Raw genomic sequence first — 21,308 nt, forward strand, 5'->3', positions numbered from 1 at the left:
TCTCGGAAATTAATTGCATGGTGATTTAAATTACTCCCGGATACAGGCCAGCCGGGGCTGCTTTTTCTTCTTCTCTTTTTTTCGTCTTCCCCACCAGATATAAGCTCCGGTAAGAGGAAGTGTAGCACAAATAAGGCTTGCTATGAAATAAATAAATTTGGTAGGCAGTCCGCCAATTGCCCCTACATGCAGGGAGTAGTTTATCCGTCGGAGCCAAAATCCAGAACTTTCATTACGGATATGAGCTTGGGATTCAGGTAATATTTTCAGGGTATTTTGGTCAAGATACACATCCCGCCAGACGCCCGCTTCCATGTCCGTGCACAGGTAAATTGGATCTGCCGGCTTATTGGGAAAAGAGATAATGATGTTATCTTTTTTGTAAACTCCAATCTCATCCATTCCCTTTTTCCAGGCTTTGTCAACCTGGTTAAGTGCGACCAGGTTCCTTACGACCGTAGTATCAGAAAATGCCGGTTTATAAACCGGAGGTGTTTCTCCGCCCGAGCTTAACCAGTATACACCATCCCGCAGCCATGGGAAACTCATCGACAGGCCGGTCAGTGAAATAAGAACTGCTACCAGCAGGGAATAAAAACCCAATACATTATGTAAATCATAATTAACCCGTTTCCACTTTGCCTCCCATTTGATTTTGAAGCTTTTGTCCCGATTGGCTTTACTCCATTTTTTAGGCCACCATAGTACCAAACCTGAAACAAGTAAAACAAAGAAGATAAGTGTAGCGTAGCTGATAATGCCCTTACCTAATTTTTTTTCCATCCACAACTCGGTATGGCCATCCAGAACAAAATGAAAAAAATCTTCATGGTCTACCAAAGCGACAATATTGCCTTTGTAAGGATCAACGTAAATGACAGAATCGGAATTTGCACTTACCTGTGCCGTATTACTATGGCCATAGTACCAGATTGAATTGACTTTTGTGCCGGGTAAAGCCTTTTCAACAGAATGTTTAATTGCAGACGGAGGCAAAAATGCAGCTTCACCTGCACGTTCAACATGCAGCCAGGGCTGAATCATACTTTCAATTTCATGCTCAAAAACCAATATGCAGCCAGTGAAAGCGACTATGAAAACAATAATTCCTGAAACGAGTCCCAGCCAAAGATGCAGCCAGGCAATTATTTTTTTGAAAGTCATCTTAATTCAGCCCGGAGGTGAAGTTTTTTGATTGAAATTGACAGGAAAATGCGTTCGCTGAAACAGTCTTACAGCTTTTGAGAAAATCATGCTGCTGTTAATACCAGGGCGTTAGACCATTTCCTATCGTGATACCGAGTCGGAAATGATAACTGAGTTCTGTCAGGGAACCGGAAATCCTGGATGGAAAACGATGGATGGAAAATTGCTGAAAAAAGCCTGATTAAATACATTGTGCTGGAATAACTGATTACTGAGACATGTTGAAAATTCAATACATGCTCATAAACCTAGTAGCACAAGGGCGTTGTTTTCCGAAGGTGAAGAGTGGAAAATTTTATTTTTTGTTGAATTATTGATTTGAGAGGTAAGTGGGAAATTGATTGAAAGGAATGATTACTATTGCTTTTCTTTTGCTTTTTTGACAAAATCCGGAGAAGCTCCAGCCAGAGCGGCACTTTTCTCAATGTCAAAAATCAGTTTTGATCTAATAAGCTCTTTACAAATTCCGCCTTGCTTTCTTGTTACCTTCTTTTCTTATTCCTTTTTTTTAATGCCTTTTTCTAACGTCCGCATTTTGATTGTTTCTATAATTCCCATTGCTTGTTCATTTCCGGTTAAAGATTCAATCTGCTTATCAAAATTAACATTTCGTTATTCCTCATACAACCGCTCTATCCGAAGGATATAATCAACATCTCCTTCAATTTTCAGGCCTTTTCTGAGCTTGTCATTTTCAGGGTTGTATATCCAGATATAATTTCCTTCCCGGTCAGAATTGATGGAGATATAAACCAGTCCGTTTTCCATTAAAACACATTGGCGGGCAGTGCCTTTGTCAACCGGCAGATTTAGTAGTTTAGCAGACTTTGTTTCCAGGTCCAGGACAAAAAAACGAACATGCGGAACCTTGTAATGATCTTCAATTCCCGTGAAAAGCCCCTTTTGTTCGCTGCGAATAATTGCTTTTCCATTTCCAATGTACCAAAGCCCGTACGCATGGTTTTGGATAGAGGACTCGGAAATATTAAAAAAGTAGTTGCTGTCCAGAACTTCTTGTCCTGCCTTGATCCGGTAAACGGCAGTGGGTTTGTCAGGACGATTTCCGCGTGCAATTCCCGGACTGGTCAGAAAGTAAAAATCACCTTTTTCATCCCTAAAAGTGCTTTGCTGTTCCGTATTTGTATTTCCGGGATACGTGGAACGTGTATCTTTTATGGTATTTCTGCTTTTGAGTGAAGGATAGTTTAGTACACTCACATAAGCCGTATCAGTCGTGGAATAACCATTTGAATCGGAGAGGGAATGATAAGAATAGCCGGCAAATAATCTGTTACCCCGAAATTCAGTAAACCCGACAGACATGGAGTTATAAGCTCCCGAAGGAGCAGGAATTGGTAATTCCCCGGTAGTTGCCGTCATAGTTTTAACGGCGACTTTCGCGTAATTGACTTTATTGAGTTTTCGATTATAAGAGATAAGGAGTAGGGTGTCAGGATGAATCCAGTTGTAATTTTCCAGAAAAACAAAATCGGCTAGTGCTACCGAATCCGCTGGCTCAAAACGGCCTTTATTAATTTGCGATCGGACGAAGTGCTGGCTTTTACGATTTATCCGGTAATAATAACCTTCCTTTACAATCAACTCATCCCAGATTTGCTTATACCCAACAATGGTCCCCTCCAATACAGGATTTACTGTACCTTGCGACAGGCTGTCAACCTGCACAATGTATTCCCGGTAATCCTTCGTCATCGTATAAATACTATATTTTTTTCTGCCTGAATCAGTATTTTCTGAACAACCGGAAATTATGATAGTAATAATGATGAGAGACAAGAGTGCTAAAATGCCGCCGGCACGCATGGAGAAGGGGTCGTATTTCAAATATTAAACTGGTCCATAATTTGTCTTTTTACCACTGTCGGCAAGCCCATCATCCGGTTTTCATCCAGCACAATTACTTCGTTGTTTTTCTGGTTCCGATAATTGAGTGCGATGTACGTCTGGCCTTTTTTGAAGCTGATTTTTTCTGTTCCCCCATTTTTGTTTGAGCAATCGTCTTTAAACGTAAGCTTTACATCCCTTTTCGGACTGATCCGTAATGTACCGCAAAAATCTATCAAACCAGTTGCAGAGTTGATCTGCACGTTGCTCATCGGACCCAGAGAAATCGTATAATCATCTTCCCTGATTTCGGTATTATCGGATTGGGAGGAATTAACTGATGATACAACGGGGCTGGCAGCGGAAATTTTTTCATTCAATTTCAAAAATACAAAAGCAGAAACTGCCATTAAGAGCGTCGCTGCTACTGCCCAACGCAGATTTAAGATCCTAAATTTTGCCTCTGCTTTTGATCCGGATTGTGAAGGCAGAACGGAAGCGACCTCAGCCCACATGTCGGCTTTTATTTTTTCTTTATCTGCATGTTCAGGAAGAAACGTTTCCTGTTCAGTTTCGTCACTCAACAACCAGTCTTCAACCATAGCCATTTCATGAGAAGAGCATTTACCTTCATAGTATTTTTCAATAAGCTCCTTACTAATTTTCATGAAAGCTTCACTTTATGAATGCCGGCGTTCTTTTTTGGTAAAAGTAGCACATCTACGGATCTTCCGAAGTACCTGTCTGATAAATTCAGAATGAATATTCTGTAAGGCGGGATTTAAGCGACGAAATCGCTTTGGTAATGTGATATTCAACCGCACGTTCGGAGATTAGAAGATCGGAGGCGATTTCTTTATTGGAGAGCCCTTCTTCACGGCTCATCTTAAAAACACGGCGGCATTGGGTAGGCAGTGAATCAATCAGGTTGGTCAGCCGGTCCTTCAGATTTTGCAGCATGACTTCGTTTTCTGTAAAATTGACAGATTCAATCCGGTTGTAAACAATTTGTTCCAAATGCTGTTCACGAATTTTTTTGTTTCTGATAAATTCAAACACCTTAAACTTTGCCGAGCGAATCAGATAACCTTCAACAGACTGTGTAATCTCAAGTTCGTCTTTTCTTTCCCAAAGTGATTTGAAAATTTCCTGCACCATTCCTTTGGCACGTTCTGTATCACCCAAATTATGATAGCAAACCGTAAAAACTTTCTCCCAATACTGATTGTAGATATCCTTAAAGGACTCTTCATCTATCTTAAAGGAAGTTCTACCGGACTGAGCGCTGGACATATTTAAACAAATCGTACATCGAAAACGATTTACAAAGATAGGTTCTTATTTAAATCTGTTCCAAATAATGAAATTTAATTTGTTTGAAAATGAAGGCCCCGCTGCCTAATGCCCATCTGTTTATGTACATTTAGTCCTGCGGCACAGAAGTTTGTATCTTGAAAAAAGAATGAATTTTAAAAAAGAAAAAACAATGGAAAAAAATAGATTGCCGGCAAACGGTTCTGTGATCAGGTTTATGCGCACTGATGAGAATGAATGGAAGGAAGGAGAGTTTGATGAGCAGAATCAAATGTTTATCGAAATTTATTCGACGGAACTGGTAACTCACAACAGTTCGGATATTCTTAAATGGGAATACCTCGAAGACAGGGAATAAGTGCAGGTTTCAGCAAGAACCGGGTTTTATTCAATACCAAAAAGAGCCAGTTTTGCCTTTTGAAATCTTTCTTTAAATGATAAAACATGTTGATTTAGGTAAATCAAAAAGCTGTCGGAAGAGCAAACTGGCCAGCCTGATCCGACATGGAGAAGTGCGTTTGGCAGGTTACAGTAAAGGAAAGATTTACGGTTTGCTGTCTTGCTCTTCCGGGAAACGCATGAAAATCGAAAACCGTGTTTTTTTTAGGGATGAAGATGAAGCTTTGGCGAACGATTATCGCCCTTGCGGGAATTGTTTAAAGGATAAATACAGTATATGGAAAAATCAATAACCTATTCGTAGCAGTGATTTTTATGCAAGAAAATAACTGTTTTGATTTTAATGAAATAACTGCGGCACTTTCTTACTTCCGGAGTTTACGTTTTGATCTGTTTTGGGAAAAAAGCCAGGCTGAACCTGTTCATTCCGGTAAAGCAAAATTGCTGACTGACTGGTCTGGCGGCTGCGAACCTGAGAAACTGGTTAGTTATCTCAATCCGGTTTTTATTCGTGAGCAAATATTGAAAACAAATCTGGTTTTCAAAAATCGTAGTGATTGTTATACGAAAATTTTGATAGAACCTTTAAATACAGATGATTTCAAAAAACTGCCGCTCGAGATAAATTACAGCTTTTCTCATGGCTGGTTTGGTAAAATCCTGATTGCGTCTACTTCCGTCGGGATCTGTTTTGTAGGCTTTGCAGATGAAGATGATGAGGAAGCCATGAAAGATTTAAAGCGCCGTTTTCCTTTTGGTATTTTGCAAAATCGTCCGGATACATATCAGGAATGCGTAATCCGTTTCTTGGAGAATCCGAATCAAAACGTTGAAACGATCAATCTGCATTTAAAAGGAACGCCTTTTCAGTTTGCTATATGGAAAGAGCTTTTGCAAATACCTTTTGGCGGTCTGGTTTCGTATGGAGCACTGACTAACGATATCAAAAATGCCCGCGCGGCAGGAACGGCAGTTGGCGATAATCCGGTTGCTTTCCTCATCCCCTGTCACCGTGTTGTGAGAGGTAACGGCGAATTTGGACCTTATTTCTGGGGCGCAGATCGTAAAGCAGTACTGATCTGCTGGGAAGCATTCATGGCAAAGAAGTTGAGAGATTAGTTGTAAATCGATAGAAAACAGCGCAAGAACCGGGTGTTTGTCTGTTGGCAGCAGTCGTAATTTTGGGTTGTAATAAAGAAACACAATCATGGAAACGCAACAGGAAATTGACTACAAACGGATTGCTGCATCAATTGAATTTCTTAAAAATAATTTTAAAAATCAGCCAGGTCTCGACGAAGCGGCTGAACATGTTCATTTAAGTCCCTTTCATTTTCAGCGGATGTTTCAGCAATGGGCTGGTGTGACGCCAAAGCGGTTTTTGCAATATTTAAGTGTGGAACACGCAAAGGCAATGCTTAAAAATACCGGTGCAACGCTTGCTGACACAGCTTTTGAAACCGGACTATCCGGTACTGGCAGACTGCATGATTTGTTTGTCAAAGTAGAGGGAATGACTCCCGGTGAATATAAAAACGGTGGTGAATCGCTGGCTATCAATTACAGCTTTGCAGAAAGTCCTTTTGGAGATTTAATTGTCGCTTCCACTGCAAAAGGCATTTGTTACATGGTATTTTCAGAAGATGATCGGGATGTAGCTTTTAACGGGCTGCTCAGGAATTATCCTAATGCCAAATACACACAGATTGTCGATAGTATCCAGCAAAATGCCTTGTTCATTTTTAATCAGGATTGGAGCAAACTGAGTCAGATTAAATTACATTTGAAAGGTACGCCGTTCCAACTGAAAGTTTGGGAAACTTTGCTGAAAGTACCTGCCGGCGGACTCACCACCTATTCGTCTCTGGCGCAACATGCCGGGCATGCCGGGGCTTCCCGTGCGGTGGGTACAGCAATTGGTAACAACCCCGTTGCCTTTCTGATCCCCTGTCATCGGGTTATTAAATCAACTGGTGAAACCGGGCAGTATCACTGGGGAGCTGTGCGTAAGCAGGCAATTATTGGTTGGGAAGCCGTAAGAGCTTTGGAAGAAAACTTCAATCATGCCAAATCCTGACTCAGATGGAATTTATATCAGAATGCAGCTTTTCATTTTCGGTCGGGGCCAAACTGCGCCAAAGATAAAATACCAGATAGCTTTCCCATCCTGAGAAGCCGCTGAACAAATACGAAATGGATTCAGTATCTGTTTTTTGTTCGATAATCCGGTGGGCTTTTAATGCGTTGAGCAATCCGGCGTCGCCATGCGGGATAGACGAAGTTTCTTTTAGACTTTTCATCAATGCATAATTGGCGGTCCAGATACCAATGCCGCGGATGTCCGTCAACGCTTTTTGTCTGGACGACAGGTCGGGTAGCTTGGCGAGTCTGGTTTTGTTCATCAGTCCGGCATCAAATAGCTGTGCGAGCCCAATCAAATAATCTGCCTTTTTGCCTGAAAACTGCATCTGCCGAAGATCCTGAATTTCCGTATTAGCCAGACTTTTGGAGGTTGGGAAAATGTGATACAGTTTGTTTTCAAAACGGATCGATTCGCCATATGCTTCCACCAGTCTTCGTTTGATCTTATAAGCAAATGTCAGGTTGATCTGTTGCCCGATGATGCTCCATACCAGCGCTTCAAACAGGTCCGGAATACCTATAAGGCGGAGGCCGGCATACTTTTCCGGCATGTAGCCTAGTACCGCATGATTGGCCAAAAGCTTATAAAATGGTTGAAGATCACGATCCAGGTCCAGCCATTCGGTGACGTACTCACGAATATAGGTTTCTCCCGACGGAGCTGGAGTACCGCTAAGCATTTCTACGACAAGACCATTTAAGTGTTTTTTGATTTCAATTAAAACAGGTTTACCTTCCACCAGGAGCGCCTTTCGAATGTAGTCATGCTTTATTTCATGCAGACAATCGTCGAAATTCCGGTTCAGGAACCATAAACATTCTTCAAAACTGAAAGTGTTATCAACAGAAACCAGCTGCGTATTTATGTTCATATACCAAAGTAGATCTTTTTGGATAGGACAACAACCCGTTACTTGCGGATATTTATGCTGGTCTTATCCGGAGTAATCAAACATGATAAGCTTTAAATGAATAAGTTTGTTAATTGTCTGGTATGGAAATTGTTCCTAACCGGGACTGTACATTTCCCAAGTGGTAAGTTTATAATTTATGATCAAAACTTTAGCAGAGCCTTCCGAATTTCATTTCGAGTGGGTTGATGTAAACGATCCGTCCAAAGAAGAACTTCACGAAGTTGCGCGCCGGTATGAACTTCACGACTCATCTGTTGAAGACTGTCTCCAGCCGGACCATCTTCCCAAACATGAAAATGTCGGACCTTACGTCTTCATTATTTTCAGGCTTCATGCAGAGAAAGTAGCGAGCCAGGCCGATACGGTTCAGGAGCTTACAGACAAGATTGCTATTTTTATGAAGGATAATCTGATCATCACGATTCACCGGAATCCCTGGCCGCAGTCGGAAGAGATTAATGAAAACTTTGTAAAAAAAGGTTTGTGTAAATCGGCACATCATATTTTGAATGAGATAGTTAAAAGCGGACTTAAAACTTATGACGCCCGTGCCGTTGAGCTCACTGCCGAAATTGAGTACTTCGAAGAGAATATGTTTTTGAAAAACAGAAAGGCCTCATTACTGGAAGGACTTTATTATCTGAAAAGAAAAGTAGACGTAACGAGGCGTATTTTACTTCTTTCCAACGAAATCATTGAAAAGACCGATCCCAAAGAACACAGCGATACTTACACCCGTGACACCCGTGATCTGTATGTGAAATTACATTCTATTTACGATTCTCTTTTTGAAAACACGAACCATTTATTGTCCATCTACTTTTCGATATCGTCGCAGAGAACCAACGAGATTATCCGCGTGCTTACAATCTTCTCTGTTTTCTTTATGCCTTTGACTTTTATTGTAGGTGTTTACGGAATGAACTTTGAATTTATGCCTGAGTTGAAAATGAAATTTGGTTACCCCGGTGTGATGATCGCCATGGCAGCAATTACAGGATTGATTTATTTGTGGTTCAAACGGCGGGGCTGGCTTTAAACTGTGTACTATGAGATCAGGTTTTTTCTCCTTTTCGATACGAATCACTCAGGTCATTGCTTTTGCAGTGACAGTAACCGGCTGTTCCATCCTGGAAATGCCAAAATATAGTTTATCAGATGGCTACTATCGTTCGAAATCGTTTCACAGTCCTTCCGGAAAGGTTTTTATTGACAATAGTGAAGACACAATTTATGTTTACACCGTCAGCAGAACCACCGGACTTCCTGATACTGTCCGGGGCAAACATACACTTCCCCAGGTTGCTTCCCGGATTCCGATAAAATCGGGTTATTTCAGGCAGGGTAGTACGGATGTGGATTTTATCACGATTCCATTTAAATACCGTCCAGGCAAAGAAGGAATGCCGCGACAATTCAATGCCAACCTGAACGGGGCAGTTTATCAGGGTTATCGCAATGACATCTACCGGCTTTCTTTTAAGAAAAATGCCCTGACTAAATATCAGAGACAGACGCTCCACTACGGTATGTCCTACGGAATTTTTACCGGATTGGGTGGTACAGCAATGAATCCCTGGGTAACAAATAATAATATTTCCTCTGAATACGATGGGGTAGTCTGGTCTAAGGGAATCGCAGCGATTTTTGGACTGAATAGTTTTACCGCTGGTGTGACCCTGGGATTTGATAATTTACTGGACAGAAATAAAAAATTCTGGATTTATCAGAAAAAGCCCTGGATAGGACTGGCGCTCGGCTTAAATCTAAATTAACGTACAAAGCACTTCCAATTTGCACATATAACGGGCTTTTTCACAACATTTGGAAATTGAAATTTTCGGGTACAACTCTGCGGCCAACAGATACAAATTCACCTGCATTTGTAAGGTTTTGCAAAATAACCCGCATTTGTCTGCTGCTGTAAATTTTTTCAATGATCTCCATAACGATCCCTCCGGGCAAAGTATTTGTGCCCCGTTCATGTAATAATTTGCAAATCAGATGGCTAAACGAAATAATTTTCGGGCGGTTGATGCAATAAAAAATAAATTTAATGTAGATGAAAAATATTATGCGACAAACGGGAATTTTTCCGGTTTAAGAAACGTAGTATTTTGAAATATAATTATTTTGATATTTAATCATTTTAAACAAAGATTTTAAATGTTTGTTTAAAATTAAAGTTTCAAATGATTGCAGAATCGGAAAAGGTACACGACATTTGTTTCGTACAAACGGGAATTATTGTGAAGTGTATCAATTTATCCAGTGAGGAAAAATTAAAGGAGGCGGCAAAAACCGTTTTCCTGAAAAAGGGTTTTGCAGGAACTACGGCAAGGGATATTGCGGACGCAGCAGGAATGAATATTGCGCTGACAAACTATTATTTCAGGAGTAAGGAAAAACTTTTTGTCGAAATTTTCAGGGATCTGTTTGAATTATATTGTACCAATACGATTAAGATTCTTGACAGGCCGGTTGAACTGAAAGAAAAGATTATTGCCATTATTGAGGAGGACTACCGGATGATGAAAGAGGAGCCCAGTCTGGTTCTGTTTATCATGACAGAGATTCACCGTGACTGTGAAAATCTTTTGCCGGAGCTGTCTAAGTATAAAGAATTGTTAAAAGGAAAGCTTGTTGGACATATTCAGGAGGCAGTTCAGAAAGGAATTATCCGAAATATTGAAGTTGAACACCTGATGCCGATTATTATTGGAAGTTTACAATTTATCTTTGTAGGCAAAAATATGCACATGAAAATGCATAGCATGAGTGAGGCGCAATTTGATAAGTACACCGAGACACACAAAAATCATGTGATTGGAATGGTGACGAATTATCTTTTTACCGATCTCAATTTGAATTAAAATAGTATTAATAAAATTATTTTTTTTGATAATCTATATATCAGGAACGAATATTTTATCAATTTGGCAGACTGTTTAAAAACGGTTTTCTAACTTTAGACACCAGTTAATAGTATGAGAAGTAGACTACATAAAAGAGTCGCAGAGTTTAAGGAAGCAGCCCAGGCAAGAGAAGCGGGTGTATATCCGTTCTTCCGGCCTATCCAGTCAGCACAGGATACAGAAGTTATCATCAAAGGTAAACCTGTGCTTATGTTTGGGTCAAACTCTTATCTGGGGCTCACCACACACCCTTACGTGATTGAATCTGCACAGAAAGCTATTGAAAAATATGGCAGTGGATGTGCCGGATCCAGGTTTCTGAACGGAACACTGGATATTCATGAACAGCTCGAAAACAGACTGGCTAAGTTTACAGGAAAAGAATCCGCAGTTTTATTCAGTACAGGCTATCAGGCCAATCTGGGGGCCATTTCATGTCTTACAGGAAGAAATGATTATCTCATTTTAGACGAAAGAGATCATGCGTCCATTATTGATGGCAGTCGCTTATCTTTCTCAAAAGTGATCAAGTACGCTCACAACGACATGGCTGATCTTCGCAAGAAGCTTAACTTGTTGCCGGATGATGCTGTGAAACTGATCGTTACGGATGGGATTTTTAGTATGGAAGGCGATATCGTAAAACTTCCGGAATTAAACACCGTTGCTGCCGAATTCGGAGCATCTGTTTTGGTTGACGACGCACACAGTTTGGGTGTAATAGGAAAATCAGGTGCCGGAACAGCTTCCCACTTTGACTTAACAGAATCTGTTGACCTCATTATGGGAACTTTCAGTAAATCTTTTGCATCTCTTGGAGGTTTTATCGCGAGTGACAGTGCAACTATAGATTTTATCAAACATCGTGCAAGGTCTCTTATTTTCAGCGCGAGCATGACACCTGCCAGCGTGGGAAGTACACTTGCTGCTTTGGAGATAATTGAATCGGAACCACACCATATCGAACGTCTTTGGGCCAACACCCGCTACGCAAAAGAATTGTTATTGGTGAATGGATTCGATCTGGGAAATACAGAAAGTCCGATCCTTCCGATTTACATCCGTAATAACGAGAAGACCTTCCTGATGACCAAACTTTTACTTGAAGAAGGAGTCTTCGTTAATCCGGTTGTCTCACCAGCTGTACCGACGGATGAAACGCTGATCCGCTTCTCGCTGATGGCTACACATACGTTTAGCCAGATTGAGGAAGCGATAGATAAAATGGCTCGTATTTACCGTCAACTGTATCCGGAGGCAATCACCGCAAAACTATGATCCGAATTGTATCCGTTTCGCCAGGGAAAGAGCTTGGTAAGTTTATCGATTTTCCACATGATTTGTATGAGGGAGATCCGAATTATGTCCCTGAACTTTTCATTGCACAGAAGGACATGCTTACACCAGGCAACCATCCTTTTTACGATCATTCGAGAGCCCAGCTTTTTATGACGTATAAGGGGGATCGGGCAACGGGACGTATTGCAGCGATATTGAATGAAAATCACAATGCCTTCACTGGTCACAAAGATGGGTTCTTTGGTTTTTTTGAATGTATCGACGATCAGGAAACGGCAGATTTATTGTTAAAGGCAGCTTCGGAATGGCTGGTTGCACAGGGAGCAGATACCGTGTTAGGACCTGTAAACCTGTCAACAAATGACACCTGCGGGCTTTTAGTGGAGGGATTCGATCTTCCCCCTATGGCGATGATGCCTTATAACCCGCCGTACTATGAAAAACTATTACTTGGAAACAGGCTTGTAAAAAAGACAGACTTACTGGCCTATGAAATAAATGTAAGTGAGTCTAACGATCGGTCTGTCAGGTTGTTGGATGCACTTCAAAACAGATTAAAACGCAGCGGTATTGTCATCAGGCAGGTCAATATGAAAGACTTTGCGGGTGAGGTTAAAAAGATACGTGAAGTTTATAATACCGCCTGGGATAAAAATCTGGGTTTTGTACCGATGACGGATAAGGAGTTTGATTATCTGGCTAAGGATTTGAAAATGATTCTGGATCCAAAGTTTTGTCTGGTTGCAGAAAAGGATGGTAAGCTGGTTGGTTTTGCCCTTGGAATACCGGATATCAATCAGATTCTGATCAAGATCAAACGGGGTCGTTTGTTGCCAACCGGAATTTTTAAATTGCTTTTAAACAAAAAGAAAATAACCCGTATTCGCGTCCTTACTCTTGGCGTAATCGAAGGATACAGGAAAATGGGCATCGAAGCCTGTCTGTATGGAAGCATTATAAAAAATACATACGGGACAAAAGTTACAGGAGGAGAATGCTCATGGATGCTCGAAGATAATTATCTGATGAACCATGCCATTGAGGAAATTAACGGCGAGCTTTACAAGCGTTACAGGTTGTACGAAAGGAAGTTATGAGTGAGCGGGTACTTATAACCGGAGCAAGCGGATTCATCGGACAACACCTCGTTCAGGTGGCTTTGGAAAAGGGATTCGAGGTTCATGCTGCGGTGAGACCTTCAAGTGAAATTTCGAATTTGCAGGAATTGGGCAACCGGGCGAAGTCGGAAAATAAAGGCAGTTTGGTTTTTGTCAACCTGAATTTTGGCTCGGAAGAGTCGCTTTTAACTGTCTTGGAACAAGGTGTTTACAGCTATATCATTCATGCTGCGGGTGCTACCAGGGCAAAATCAATGGATGCTTATAATCTGGTTAATGCGGACTATACGCTAAACTTGGCTAAAGCAGCAATAAGTGTTTCGGTTCCTCTTAAAAGGTTTGTTTTTTTAAGTAGTCTAGCCGCGGTCGGGCCGATTGATTATGACTCAAAAGACGCAATTACGGAGCAAACTTTGCCCAAACCGGTTACGTCTTATGGTAAAAGCAAGCAGCTTGCTGAGAATTATCTGTCTGGTTTAAAGGATCTTCCGCTAACGATTATCAGACCCACGGCAGTTTATGGTCCGGGAGAAAAAGATATTTTGATTTTATTTCAAACACTTAATAAAGGTCTGGATTTATATATAGGAAAGGATCCGCAACGATTGAGTTTTGTTTACGTAAAAGACCTCGTTGCTGCAACTTTTGCCGCATTATCAGAGCAAAGTGAAAGACATAACGTTTACAACATATCTGACGGGAAAGAATATGACCGGTACAAGCTGGCAGATTTGTTTAAAAAACTTAGTATTAAAAATCCGGTAAGGATTCATTTGCCCCTCGCAATCATAGAGTTAACCGCCTCTCTGCTGGAAGCGTTTTCGGTATTCTCAAAAAATACCCCGGTGCTTAATAAAGAAAAAATAAACGAACTGACCGCTGCTAACTGGTATTGCAGCATCGATGCCGCCCGTAACAGGTTAAAGTACGAGCCGGAATATAATCTGGAAAAAGGACTGGCTGAAACACTCAGCTGGTATAAAGAAAATAATTGGCTGTAACCGGTTGGTTGCAGCAGGGATTGGAAGTGAATATTTGACGGGCAAATCTTATTGTCACGGAAGAATATAAGCCATGAAAAATAAATCAGAATCTATCAGGATCAGACAATGTTGAAGCCAGCATACATAAAGTTTGCGCTCATGCTTTGTGCCCTTTTTTTAGGACATCAAGGTGTTTTTGCACAGACTACGACAGTTAAAGGAGTTGTCACAGATGAAAAAACAGGTGAAACTCTTCCTTACGTAAGCATCGTTATTCCGGGCACTACCATGGGTACCACCACAGATGTAGATGGTAAATATGCAATGACGTTAACCCCGCCCAACCTGACAATCAAATTTACCTACATCGGTTACCAAAGTGTAGTGAAAAAGGTAACGGAGGGGATTAGCCAGGTTATCAATTTGAAATTACAGGTGGATGCTTCGCTTTTGAAAGAAATCACTGTGAAAGGCAGAGCGAAATACCGTAACCGGGATAATCCCGCCGTACAGCTGATTCGCCAGGTAATCGAAAACCGCGATAAAAATCAGATGGCGAATAATGATTATGTTGAGTACGAGCAGTACGAGAAAATATCATTTGCCCTGAGCAATCTTTCGGAATCTTTTAAGGATAAAAGGATTTTTAAGAATTATCAGTTCTTGTTCCGGAATCAGGATTCTGCTTCCATTGGAGGAAAAAACATACTTCCCGCCTATATGCAGGAAAAGCTTTCCCAGATATATTTCCGGAAAAGTCCTTACAAAAAGAAACAATGGGTGAAAGCAAACCGTCGTGCTGAATTTGATTCCAGGTTTGTCGACAATGACGGCTTGAGCGCTTATTTCAACAGGATCTATGAAGATATCAACATTTACAACAATGATATCTCCGTTGCTACTAACTTACTGTTAAGTCCGATCGCTAATACGGCTCCGACATTTTATAAGTTTTTTATACGGGATACTGTGAAAACGCAGGAACCCTGGCTTGTTGAGCTGGGATTTGTACCCCGTAACAAAACAGATATGCTTTTTGAGGGCAAACTGTTTATAACCCTGGACGGAAATTATGCAGTGCAAAACGCATTTCTGACGGTTAATAAAGACATCAACCTAAACTTCATGCGGGATCTGGAAGCCCGTCTGGAATTTGAGAAAAGTCCTGATGGCCGCTATCACCAAAGCAAGTCGTCGCTAAGCATGGAGTTCGCGCTGGGTGATAAAGGTGCAGGATTGTTTGGACAGCGGGTTGTGAACTTTAAAAATTATGAAGTAAATCATGCCCGGCCCGACAGTGTGTACGATGGCCCTGCTGAACAGCTTGTTTACAATCCCATAGAGCGAAAAGGCGAGGAGTTCTGGTCTCAGGTACGGCATGTGCCTCTTGAAAGAGCGGAGCAGGATATTTACCGCAATGTAGATACTCTGCAAACCATCCCGTCTTTCCGCAGAACAATGGACATAACTTCTCTATTCCTTGCCGGCTACAAATCCTTCGGAATCGTAGAAGTGGGACCGGTAAATACCTTTTATAGTTTTAACCCCATCGAAGGTTTCCGTTTAAGATTTGGTGGTCGTACTACAACAGAGCTAAGCAAACGGGTGTTTTTTGAAAGTTATGCGGCTTATGGTTTCAAGGATGAGAAATGGAAATATTTTTTAAGCGGAACATATTCTTTGAATAATAAGTCAGTTTATTCTTTCCCGCTTCATTATATCCGCGCTAGCGCCCAGCGGGATACGAAAATTCCCGGTCAGGATTTACAGTTCGTGCAGGAAGATAACTTTCTTTTATCCTTCAAAAGAGGAGAGAACAACAGATGGCTCTACAATGATATTTACAAGCTGGAATATGTCAGGGAGTTTCCAAGTCACTTTTCTTACAGACTAGGATTCACGGAATGGACGCAAAAGCCGGCAGGTATTTTAACCTATGAGAAGGTTTCTTCCGCAGGCGATAATCAGATTTTGAAACAGCTCAGAAATACAGAGGTTAATATGGAACTTCGTTATGCACCGGGAGAGCAGTTTTATCAGGGTAAATTGTACCGGACACCAATTATCAACAAATTCCCGATCTTTACGTTACGATATAATGCGGGTCTGAAGGGTGTTTTTGCAGGAGAAAATAATTATCATAATTTCACTGCTAATATTACGAAAAGGGTGTATTTGAGTCAGTTAGGTTTTATGGATTTGACAGGAGAGGGAGGTTACATCGTCGGTAAAAATATTCCTTTTCCTTTACTGACGGTCCACCGTGCCAACCAGACTTATGCTTACCAGCTGAATTCATACAATTTGATGAACTTCCTGGAATTTGTTAGTGACCGTTACGCAAGTCTCGATGTTCAGTATTACATGAACGGATTTCTGTTGAACAAAATACCATTGATTAAGAAATTGAAATTACGTGAGGTGTTCAGTTTTAAAGCGGTAGTTGGTGGACTTCGTGATGAAAATAATCCGGCGAAGGGTGCATCAGTTTACAAGTTCCCGGTTGATGAAGAGGGCAGGGCTATCAGTTATACCCTTGAAAAACAGCCTTACATGGAAGGAAGTATTGGCGTGGCCAACATCTTTAAGATTTTAAGAGTTGATTTGGTGAAACGCTTTAATTATCTGGATCACCCAAACGTATCTGAATGGGGAGTCCGTGCAAGGTTCAGGCTCGATTTTTAATACAAAGCCTGAAAGTTTATAATCCATAACCAGACACCGATTTAATAAAGACTTTATGAATTACGCAATTATAGCAGCAGGAGAGGGTTCAAGGTTAGCTAAGGAAGGTTTTTCTTTGCCTAAACCGATGGTAAGTCTCCATGGGGAAATGTTGATCGACCGCCTGATCAGTGTTTTTACGCGCAATAATGCAGAAGGCATTTATATAATTATCAATGAAGAATCTGAAAAGCTGGATGAACACTTGTCCGGCACGTACACTTCTGAGTTGATCCGGCTTACCAGAAAGTCTACACCGAGTTCTCTTCACAGTTTTTATGAATTGCTGAAAACCGTAGATCAAAACAGCTCAATTTGTCTGACCACAACAGATACTGTCTTTAAGGAAGCTGAGTTTAAGGAATACATTGCCGAGTTTTTGTCAAATAAAGAAATAGACGGATTGATGGCCGTCACAACTTTTATCGACGACGAAAGTCCGTTGTTCGTTGAGGTGGATAGTGAAAATAACATTACCGCTTTTGCAGACAAAAACGATAACCAAACGCAATTTATATCGGGCGGCATTTATTGTCTTCGTGGTAAAGCGTTGCAAGTGGTAACAGAAGCAGTGGAAAACGGAACGAACCGGATGCGTAATTTCCAGAGACAATTATTAGAAAACGATGTGAAACTGAAAGCATACCCTTTTTCAAAGATTGTCGATGTAGATCACATGGCAGATATTGTGACTGCGGAAAACTTTTTGAAAGAAGAAAATGAAATGTTTGTGACGGCGAATTAATTGCGCCTGACTGCATAAAAACAAATAAGACACCGATTAAAAAAGCTTAAAGCAAAAGACAAGTTGTCGACCGCCGGAAGCTTAGCATTTATGAATATTACAGAAATACTTGGAGTACACAGAAACAGAAAATTTTCACCAAACCACATCGGAAACGATGATGCAATATTTTCGCTAACGGCACAGGCTTTGGAAAAGCTGGGATGCACAGTACAGCTGATCAGTGAAAACGAATTCCTGGAAATGGAGGAAGTTACACACCATTATATTTTTACAATGGCACGCCAGAAGGAGGTGGTCAGAAAGTTACAGGTTGCAGAAGAAAATGGTGCGATTATTGTCAATTCAGGGTTTGGGATTGAAAACTGTTTTCGTACAAACATGACAAACGGCCTTGTTGAAAACGGAATTCCTTATCCCAAAAGCTTCGTCGTAGATACTACTTACAATGGCGATGAAATTTTTGAAGCTTTGCCGGGAAAAGGCTTTTGGATCAAAAGAGGTGATTTTCATGCCATACACAAAGAGGATGTAACCTTTACCTACACAAAAAAAGAAGCGAAAGAAATACTGCGTGAATATGCTTTGAGAGAAATACCTGACGCTGTTATTTCGGAACACCTGGTAGGTGATCTGGTTAAGTTTTACGGGGTGTACGGAACTGATTTTTTCTTTTGGTTTTATCCCTATGATAACAACCACCACAAATATTCCGAATATGAAAGCATTAACGGAAAGTCACTGTATTTTACCTTTGATGAAAATAAGCTGAAAAGCATAGCAAACGAATCTGCAAATGTGCTGGGAATTGATGTGTACGGCGGCGATGCGATCGTCGGAGCAGATGGCAATTTTCATATCATTGACCTGAACGACTGGCCAAGTTTTGCACCTTGCAGAGAGGAAGCCGCAGGTTTTATAGCTGACAGAATATTTCAAAGATTTTCACAACAGTCTTAATGGATAACTTACTTAAAGAAGATCCCACCAAAGAATTACCCGGGGAGAAAACTACTTCATTTGAGAATTCACTAAAATCAAATGATACTGAGGAACAAATAGATATCTGGTTTTACCGCCCCATCGGTTATCAGATTGCGTTGTTTTGTGCCAAAATTGGCATGACGCCCAATACGGTTACGATCATCAGTATTTTCTTTGGCGTTGCAGCCGGGATTCTTTTTTACAGTCAGGACTTACTGATCAATGTGATCGGTATGCTATCTCTGGTATTTGCAAACTCACTCGACAGCGCGGACGGTCAGCTGGCCAGGATGACCAACAACAAAAGCCGTCTTGGAAGAATTTTGGACGGAGCAGCCGGAGATTTCTGGTTTATTTCAATTCACGTTGCCATTTGCCTGCGCAGCATGAATGAAGGCTGGACGGCCCTGATCTGGATTCCGGGTGTCATTGCCGGTGGTTCACACGTTTTGCAATCAGCCATGGCGGATTATTACCGTAACGTTCATTTGTTTTTTATCAAAGGAACTTCCGGCAGCGAACTGGACAACAGCCGTGATCTTCAAAGAGAGTACGATGAGCTAACCTGGTCTAAAAACTTTGGGATGAAATTTATTGCCCGGTTTTACCTGAATTATACCAACATGCAGGAAAGTATCTCTCCTAAGCTGCAAAAACTGCTGGCTCTGGTTCGCGAAAAATATGGTAAAACAGGTTTGCCTCAGAATCTGATTGTTGATTTCAGGGCGCAGAATAAGCCTTTGATGAAATATACCAATATCATTCAGTTTAATACAAGAGTGCTGTTTTTGTTTCTTTGGCTATTTCTGGACCAGGCCTGGATTTATTTCTTTTTTGACATTTTTATACTAAATCCTATCCTGATGTACATGGTTACAAGACAGGAAAAGGTGAGTGGATATTTCTACGAAAAAATTTCGACTGGAAACAATTATGGGTTCAAAGGCATATAAATCTGCGTTTTTGCTGATCGGCGTCGTTTCTCTGGGCTATATGATTTATGGCATCGGATTGGAACTGATTTGGCTGAACATCCAAAAAACGGGAATCTGGTTTGTTCCGGTAATTGGAAGCTGGCTGCTGATTTACATTCTGAATGCCTATGCTTTTAAGGCCATCATTCAGGAACCAGAACTGCCTAACACAGATCTGCCTTTCTGGTCAGTCCTGAAACTGACGATTACCGGATATGCCATTAATTACATCACACCTTTCGTAGCGCTTGGTGGTGAGCCATACCGGATTATGGAATTGAAACCTGAACTGGGAATCAACAAGGCGACTTCGTCAGTTTTGTTATACAGTCTGATGCATATGTTTTCACATGTGCTGTTCTGGCTGGTCTCAATTTTGCTGATCCTCGCATTTATTCCGGTGGATAACCTTGTTTTGGCTGGATGTGGTTTTATGCTTTTTGTGAGTCTGGTGCTAGGTTTTTGGTTTATCAGGGTCTATCAAAAAGGTTTTACGGTCAGTACTCTCAATTTGCTTGGAAAACTTCCTTTTGTTGGGAAGAACGCGAATGCGTTTGCCGAGGAGAAAGGTGAAATGCTGCTGGAAATTGATCATCAGATCCGGATTCTTTATTCAGAACGGAAGTCGAGATTTTTCTCTTCCTTAATTCTTGAGTTTGTCGCCCGGGTGGTGGGTTGTGCCGAAATTTATTTCACAGCCATTGCTATTGGTCTTAACATGTCGCTAACAGAAGCGCTGATTGTAAGTTCGGCGTCTTCGCTCTTTGCTAACCTGATTTTCTTTTTTCCGATGCAACTTGGGACAAGAGAAGGCGGACTTGCAATGGCCCTCAGCAGCGTAGGTTTGTCTGCAGCCGGAGGTATTTTTATCGGTGTGGTGATGCGGATCAGAGAGATTGTCTGGATACTGATCGGCCTGGCTCTAATGAATAAAAGAGCAACGCCTCAGGGAGGGAATGTTGCCGAAAAGGAAAGTGAATTAACGTATGCGCATTCAGTCGCACAAAATAAATAAGTATGATTAAGGGTGTATTGATCGATTACGGCGGAACAATTGATACCAATGGTTTACACTGGGGATCGGTATTGTGGGAAAGTTATCAAAAGTTTAATGTTGGAGTAAATAAAGAGGCTTTTTCCAAAGCATATTCGTTTGGAGAAAGATCGCTGGCTATCAATCCTATTATCAAACCGGAGCACTCTTTTTACGATACACTGGTTTTAAAAGTTGGGCAGCAATTTAAAAATCTGAACGAAAACGGTTTTCATACAGACAATGATCTTATTCAGCTTATAGCAGCGGATTGCAACCAGTTCGCACAGGAAACAATTGATAGGGCAAAACCTGTTCTGGCTAGGTTGGCAGAGCATTATCCGCTTATCCTTGTATCGAATTTCTATGGGAATATTCATACGGTTCTGGAAGTATTTGGTATCAGCCAGTATTTTCAGCAAATCGTGGAATCAGCAGTGGTAGGGGTTAGAAAACCCGATCCGCGGATTTATAAATTAGGTGCTGATATTTTGAATTTGTCACCGGAAGCATGTGTTGTTATTGGGGACTCTTTTGTTAAAGATATTGTTCCTGCCAAACAGCTTGGCAGCAAGGCAATCTGGCTGAATGTTACAGGCTGGGAAGAGTCTCCGTCATCGAATCCGGAGTATAGCGCCGATAGCGAGATCTCGGATTTTAGTGAAGTTTTAGAAGAAATTGAAAATTTGAATCAGTAATTAATTTTGTTTTGA

At 41.1% G+C, this 21,308-nt stretch carries 21 protein-coding genes; 16 read left to right on the forward strand and 5 right to left on the reverse strand.

Annotated features, from left to right (window positions below; all coding sequences use genetic code 11):
- Positions 1–30 precede the first annotated feature (30 nt).
- The 4 genes from E0F88_RS25620 to E0F88_RS25635 form a co-directional block, all read right to left on the reverse strand.
- Entirely contained in the window at positions 31–1,164 is a 1,134-nt protein-coding gene (locus tag E0F88_RS25620) for a PepSY-associated TM helix domain-containing protein (protein ID WP_131961141.1), read from the reverse strand.
- Between the two features lie 654 nt (positions 1,165–1,818).
- Complete coding sequence (locus tag E0F88_RS25625) at positions 1,819–3,051, reverse strand: DUF4374 domain-containing protein (RefSeq protein WP_131961142.1); 1,233 nt, start codon at positions 3,049–3,051, stop codon at positions 1,819–1,821.
- Positions 3,048–3,719: a hypothetical protein gene (locus tag E0F88_RS25630; RefSeq protein WP_131961143.1), complete on the reverse strand. Its 672-nt coding sequence runs from the start codon at positions 3,717–3,719 to the stop codon at positions 3,048–3,050. Before E0F88_RS25630 ends, E0F88_RS25625 begins: the two co-directional genes overlap by 4 nt.
- Positions 3,720–3,804: 85 nt before the next feature.
- Positions 3,805–4,344, reverse strand: a complete 540-nt coding sequence (locus E0F88_RS25635; protein ID WP_131961144.1) for an RNA polymerase sigma-70 factor — start codon at positions 4,342–4,344, stop codon at positions 3,805–3,807.
- Between the two features lie 193 nt (positions 4,345–4,537).
- On the opposite strand from E0F88_RS25635, the gene E0F88_RS25640 reads away from it, so the two are divergent.
- The 4 genes from E0F88_RS25640 (at position 4,538) to E0F88_RS25655 (ending at position 6,841) form a co-directional block, all read left to right on the forward strand.
- Entirely contained in the window at positions 4,538–4,723 is a 186-nt protein-coding gene (locus tag E0F88_RS25640) for a hypothetical protein (protein WP_131961145.1), read from the forward strand.
- Positions 4,724–4,799: 76 nt separating this feature from the next.
- Positions 4,800–5,057 carry an Ada metal-binding domain-containing protein gene (locus E0F88_RS25645; protein WP_131961146.1) on the forward strand — a complete coding sequence of 86 codons (258 nt, stop codon included), beginning with the start codon at positions 4,800–4,802 and terminating at the stop codon, positions 5,055–5,057.
- Positions 5,058–5,079: 22 nt separating this feature from the next.
- Positions 5,080–5,883: a methylated-DNA--[protein]-cysteine S-methyltransferase gene (locus E0F88_RS25650; protein ID WP_131961147.1), complete on the forward strand. Its 804-nt coding sequence runs from the start codon at positions 5,080–5,082 to the stop codon at positions 5,881–5,883.
- 88 nt (positions 5,884–5,971) lie between these two features.
- On the forward strand, positions 5,972–6,841 hold the full coding sequence (locus tag E0F88_RS25655) for a methylated-DNA--[protein]-cysteine S-methyltransferase (protein WP_131961148.1): 870 nt from the start codon (positions 5,972–5,974) through the stop codon (positions 6,839–6,841).
- 1 nt (position 6,842) lies between these two features.
- Here the strand turns inward: E0F88_RS25655 and E0F88_RS25660 are convergent, their stop codons facing one another.
- On the reverse strand, positions 6,843–7,778 hold the full coding sequence (locus tag E0F88_RS25660) for a DNA-3-methyladenine glycosylase family protein (protein ID WP_131961149.1): 936 nt from the start codon (positions 7,776–7,778) through the stop codon (positions 6,843–6,845).
- A 178-nt stretch (positions 7,779–7,956) separates the two neighbouring features.
- On the opposite strand from E0F88_RS25660, the gene E0F88_RS25665 reads away from it, so the two are divergent.
- The 12 genes from E0F88_RS25665 to E0F88_RS25720 all read left to right on the forward strand — a co-directional run bounded on the left by E0F88_RS25665 (position 7,957) and on the right by E0F88_RS25720 (position 21,293).
- Entirely contained in the window at positions 7,957–8,859 is a 903-nt protein-coding gene (locus tag E0F88_RS25665; RefSeq protein WP_131961150.1) for a magnesium transporter CorA family protein, read from the forward strand.
- Between the two features lie 10 nt (positions 8,860–8,869).
- The gene (locus E0F88_RS25670; RefSeq protein ID WP_131961151.1) at positions 8,870–9,595 is read left to right on the forward strand and encodes a hypothetical protein; all 726 of its coding nucleotides are present in this window, start codon (positions 8,870–8,872) and stop codon (positions 9,593–9,595) included.
- Between the two features lie 417 nt (positions 9,596–10,012).
- Positions 10,013–10,693: a TetR/AcrR family transcriptional regulator gene (locus E0F88_RS25675; RefSeq protein WP_131961152.1), complete on the forward strand. Its 681-nt coding sequence runs from the start codon at positions 10,013–10,015 to the stop codon at positions 10,691–10,693.
- Between the two features lie 114 nt (positions 10,694–10,807).
- The gene (spt, locus tag E0F88_RS25680; RefSeq protein ID WP_131961153.1) at positions 10,808–12,013 is read left to right on the forward strand and encodes a serine palmitoyltransferase; all 1,206 of its coding nucleotides are present in this window, start codon (positions 10,808–10,810) and stop codon (positions 12,011–12,013) included.
- The gene (locus E0F88_RS25685; RefSeq protein ID WP_131961154.1) at positions 12,010–13,131 is read left to right on the forward strand and encodes a GNAT family N-acetyltransferase; all 1,122 of its coding nucleotides are present in this window, start codon (positions 12,010–12,012) and stop codon (positions 13,129–13,131) included. Before spt ends, E0F88_RS25685 begins: the two co-directional genes overlap by 4 nt.
- Complete coding sequence (locus E0F88_RS25690; RefSeq protein ID WP_131961155.1) at positions 13,128–14,153, forward strand: NAD-dependent epimerase/dehydratase family protein; 1,026 nt, start codon at positions 13,128–13,130, stop codon at positions 14,151–14,153. Before E0F88_RS25685 ends, E0F88_RS25690 begins: the two co-directional genes overlap by 4 nt.
- 141 nt (positions 14,154–14,294) lie before the next feature.
- Complete coding sequence (locus E0F88_RS25695; RefSeq protein ID WP_229213917.1) at positions 14,295–16,820, forward strand: DUF5686 and carboxypeptidase-like regulatory domain-containing protein; 2,526 nt, start codon at positions 14,295–14,297, stop codon at positions 16,818–16,820.
- Between the two features lie 55 nt (positions 16,821–16,875).
- Positions 16,876–17,604: a sugar phosphate nucleotidyltransferase gene (locus E0F88_RS25700; RefSeq protein WP_131961157.1), complete on the forward strand. Its 729-nt coding sequence runs from the start codon at positions 16,876–16,878 to the stop codon at positions 17,602–17,604.
- Positions 17,605–17,694: 90 nt separating this feature from the next.
- Positions 17,695–18,564 carry an ATP-grasp domain-containing protein gene (locus E0F88_RS25705; protein ID WP_131961158.1) on the forward strand — a complete coding sequence of 290 codons (870 nt, stop codon included), beginning with the start codon at positions 17,695–17,697 and terminating at the stop codon, positions 18,562–18,564.
- Positions 18,564–19,541, forward strand: coding sequence for a CDP-alcohol phosphatidyltransferase family protein (locus E0F88_RS25710; RefSeq protein ID WP_131961159.1), 978 nt, complete (start codon positions 18,564–18,566; stop codon positions 19,539–19,541). The genes E0F88_RS25705 and E0F88_RS25710 overlap by 1 nt, the downstream gene beginning before the upstream one ends.
- Positions 19,522–20,577: a lysylphosphatidylglycerol synthase transmembrane domain-containing protein gene (locus E0F88_RS25715; protein WP_131961160.1), complete on the forward strand. Its 1,056-nt coding sequence runs from the start codon at positions 19,522–19,524 to the stop codon at positions 20,575–20,577. Before E0F88_RS25710 ends, E0F88_RS25715 begins: the two co-directional genes overlap by 20 nt.
- 2 nt (positions 20,578–20,579) lie before the next feature.
- Positions 20,580–21,293 (forward strand): HAD family hydrolase, encoded by a 714-nt coding sequence (locus tag E0F88_RS25720; protein ID WP_131961161.1) that lies wholly within the window; start codon positions 20,580–20,582, stop codon positions 21,291–21,293.
- The last annotated feature ends 15 nt before the right edge of the window (positions 21,294–21,308 follow it).

Source organism: Dyadobacter psychrotolerans (assembly GCF_004349265.1).
Classification (GTDB): Bacteria; Bacteroidota; Bacteroidia; order Cytophagales; family Spirosomataceae; genus Dyadobacter; species Dyadobacter psychrotolerans.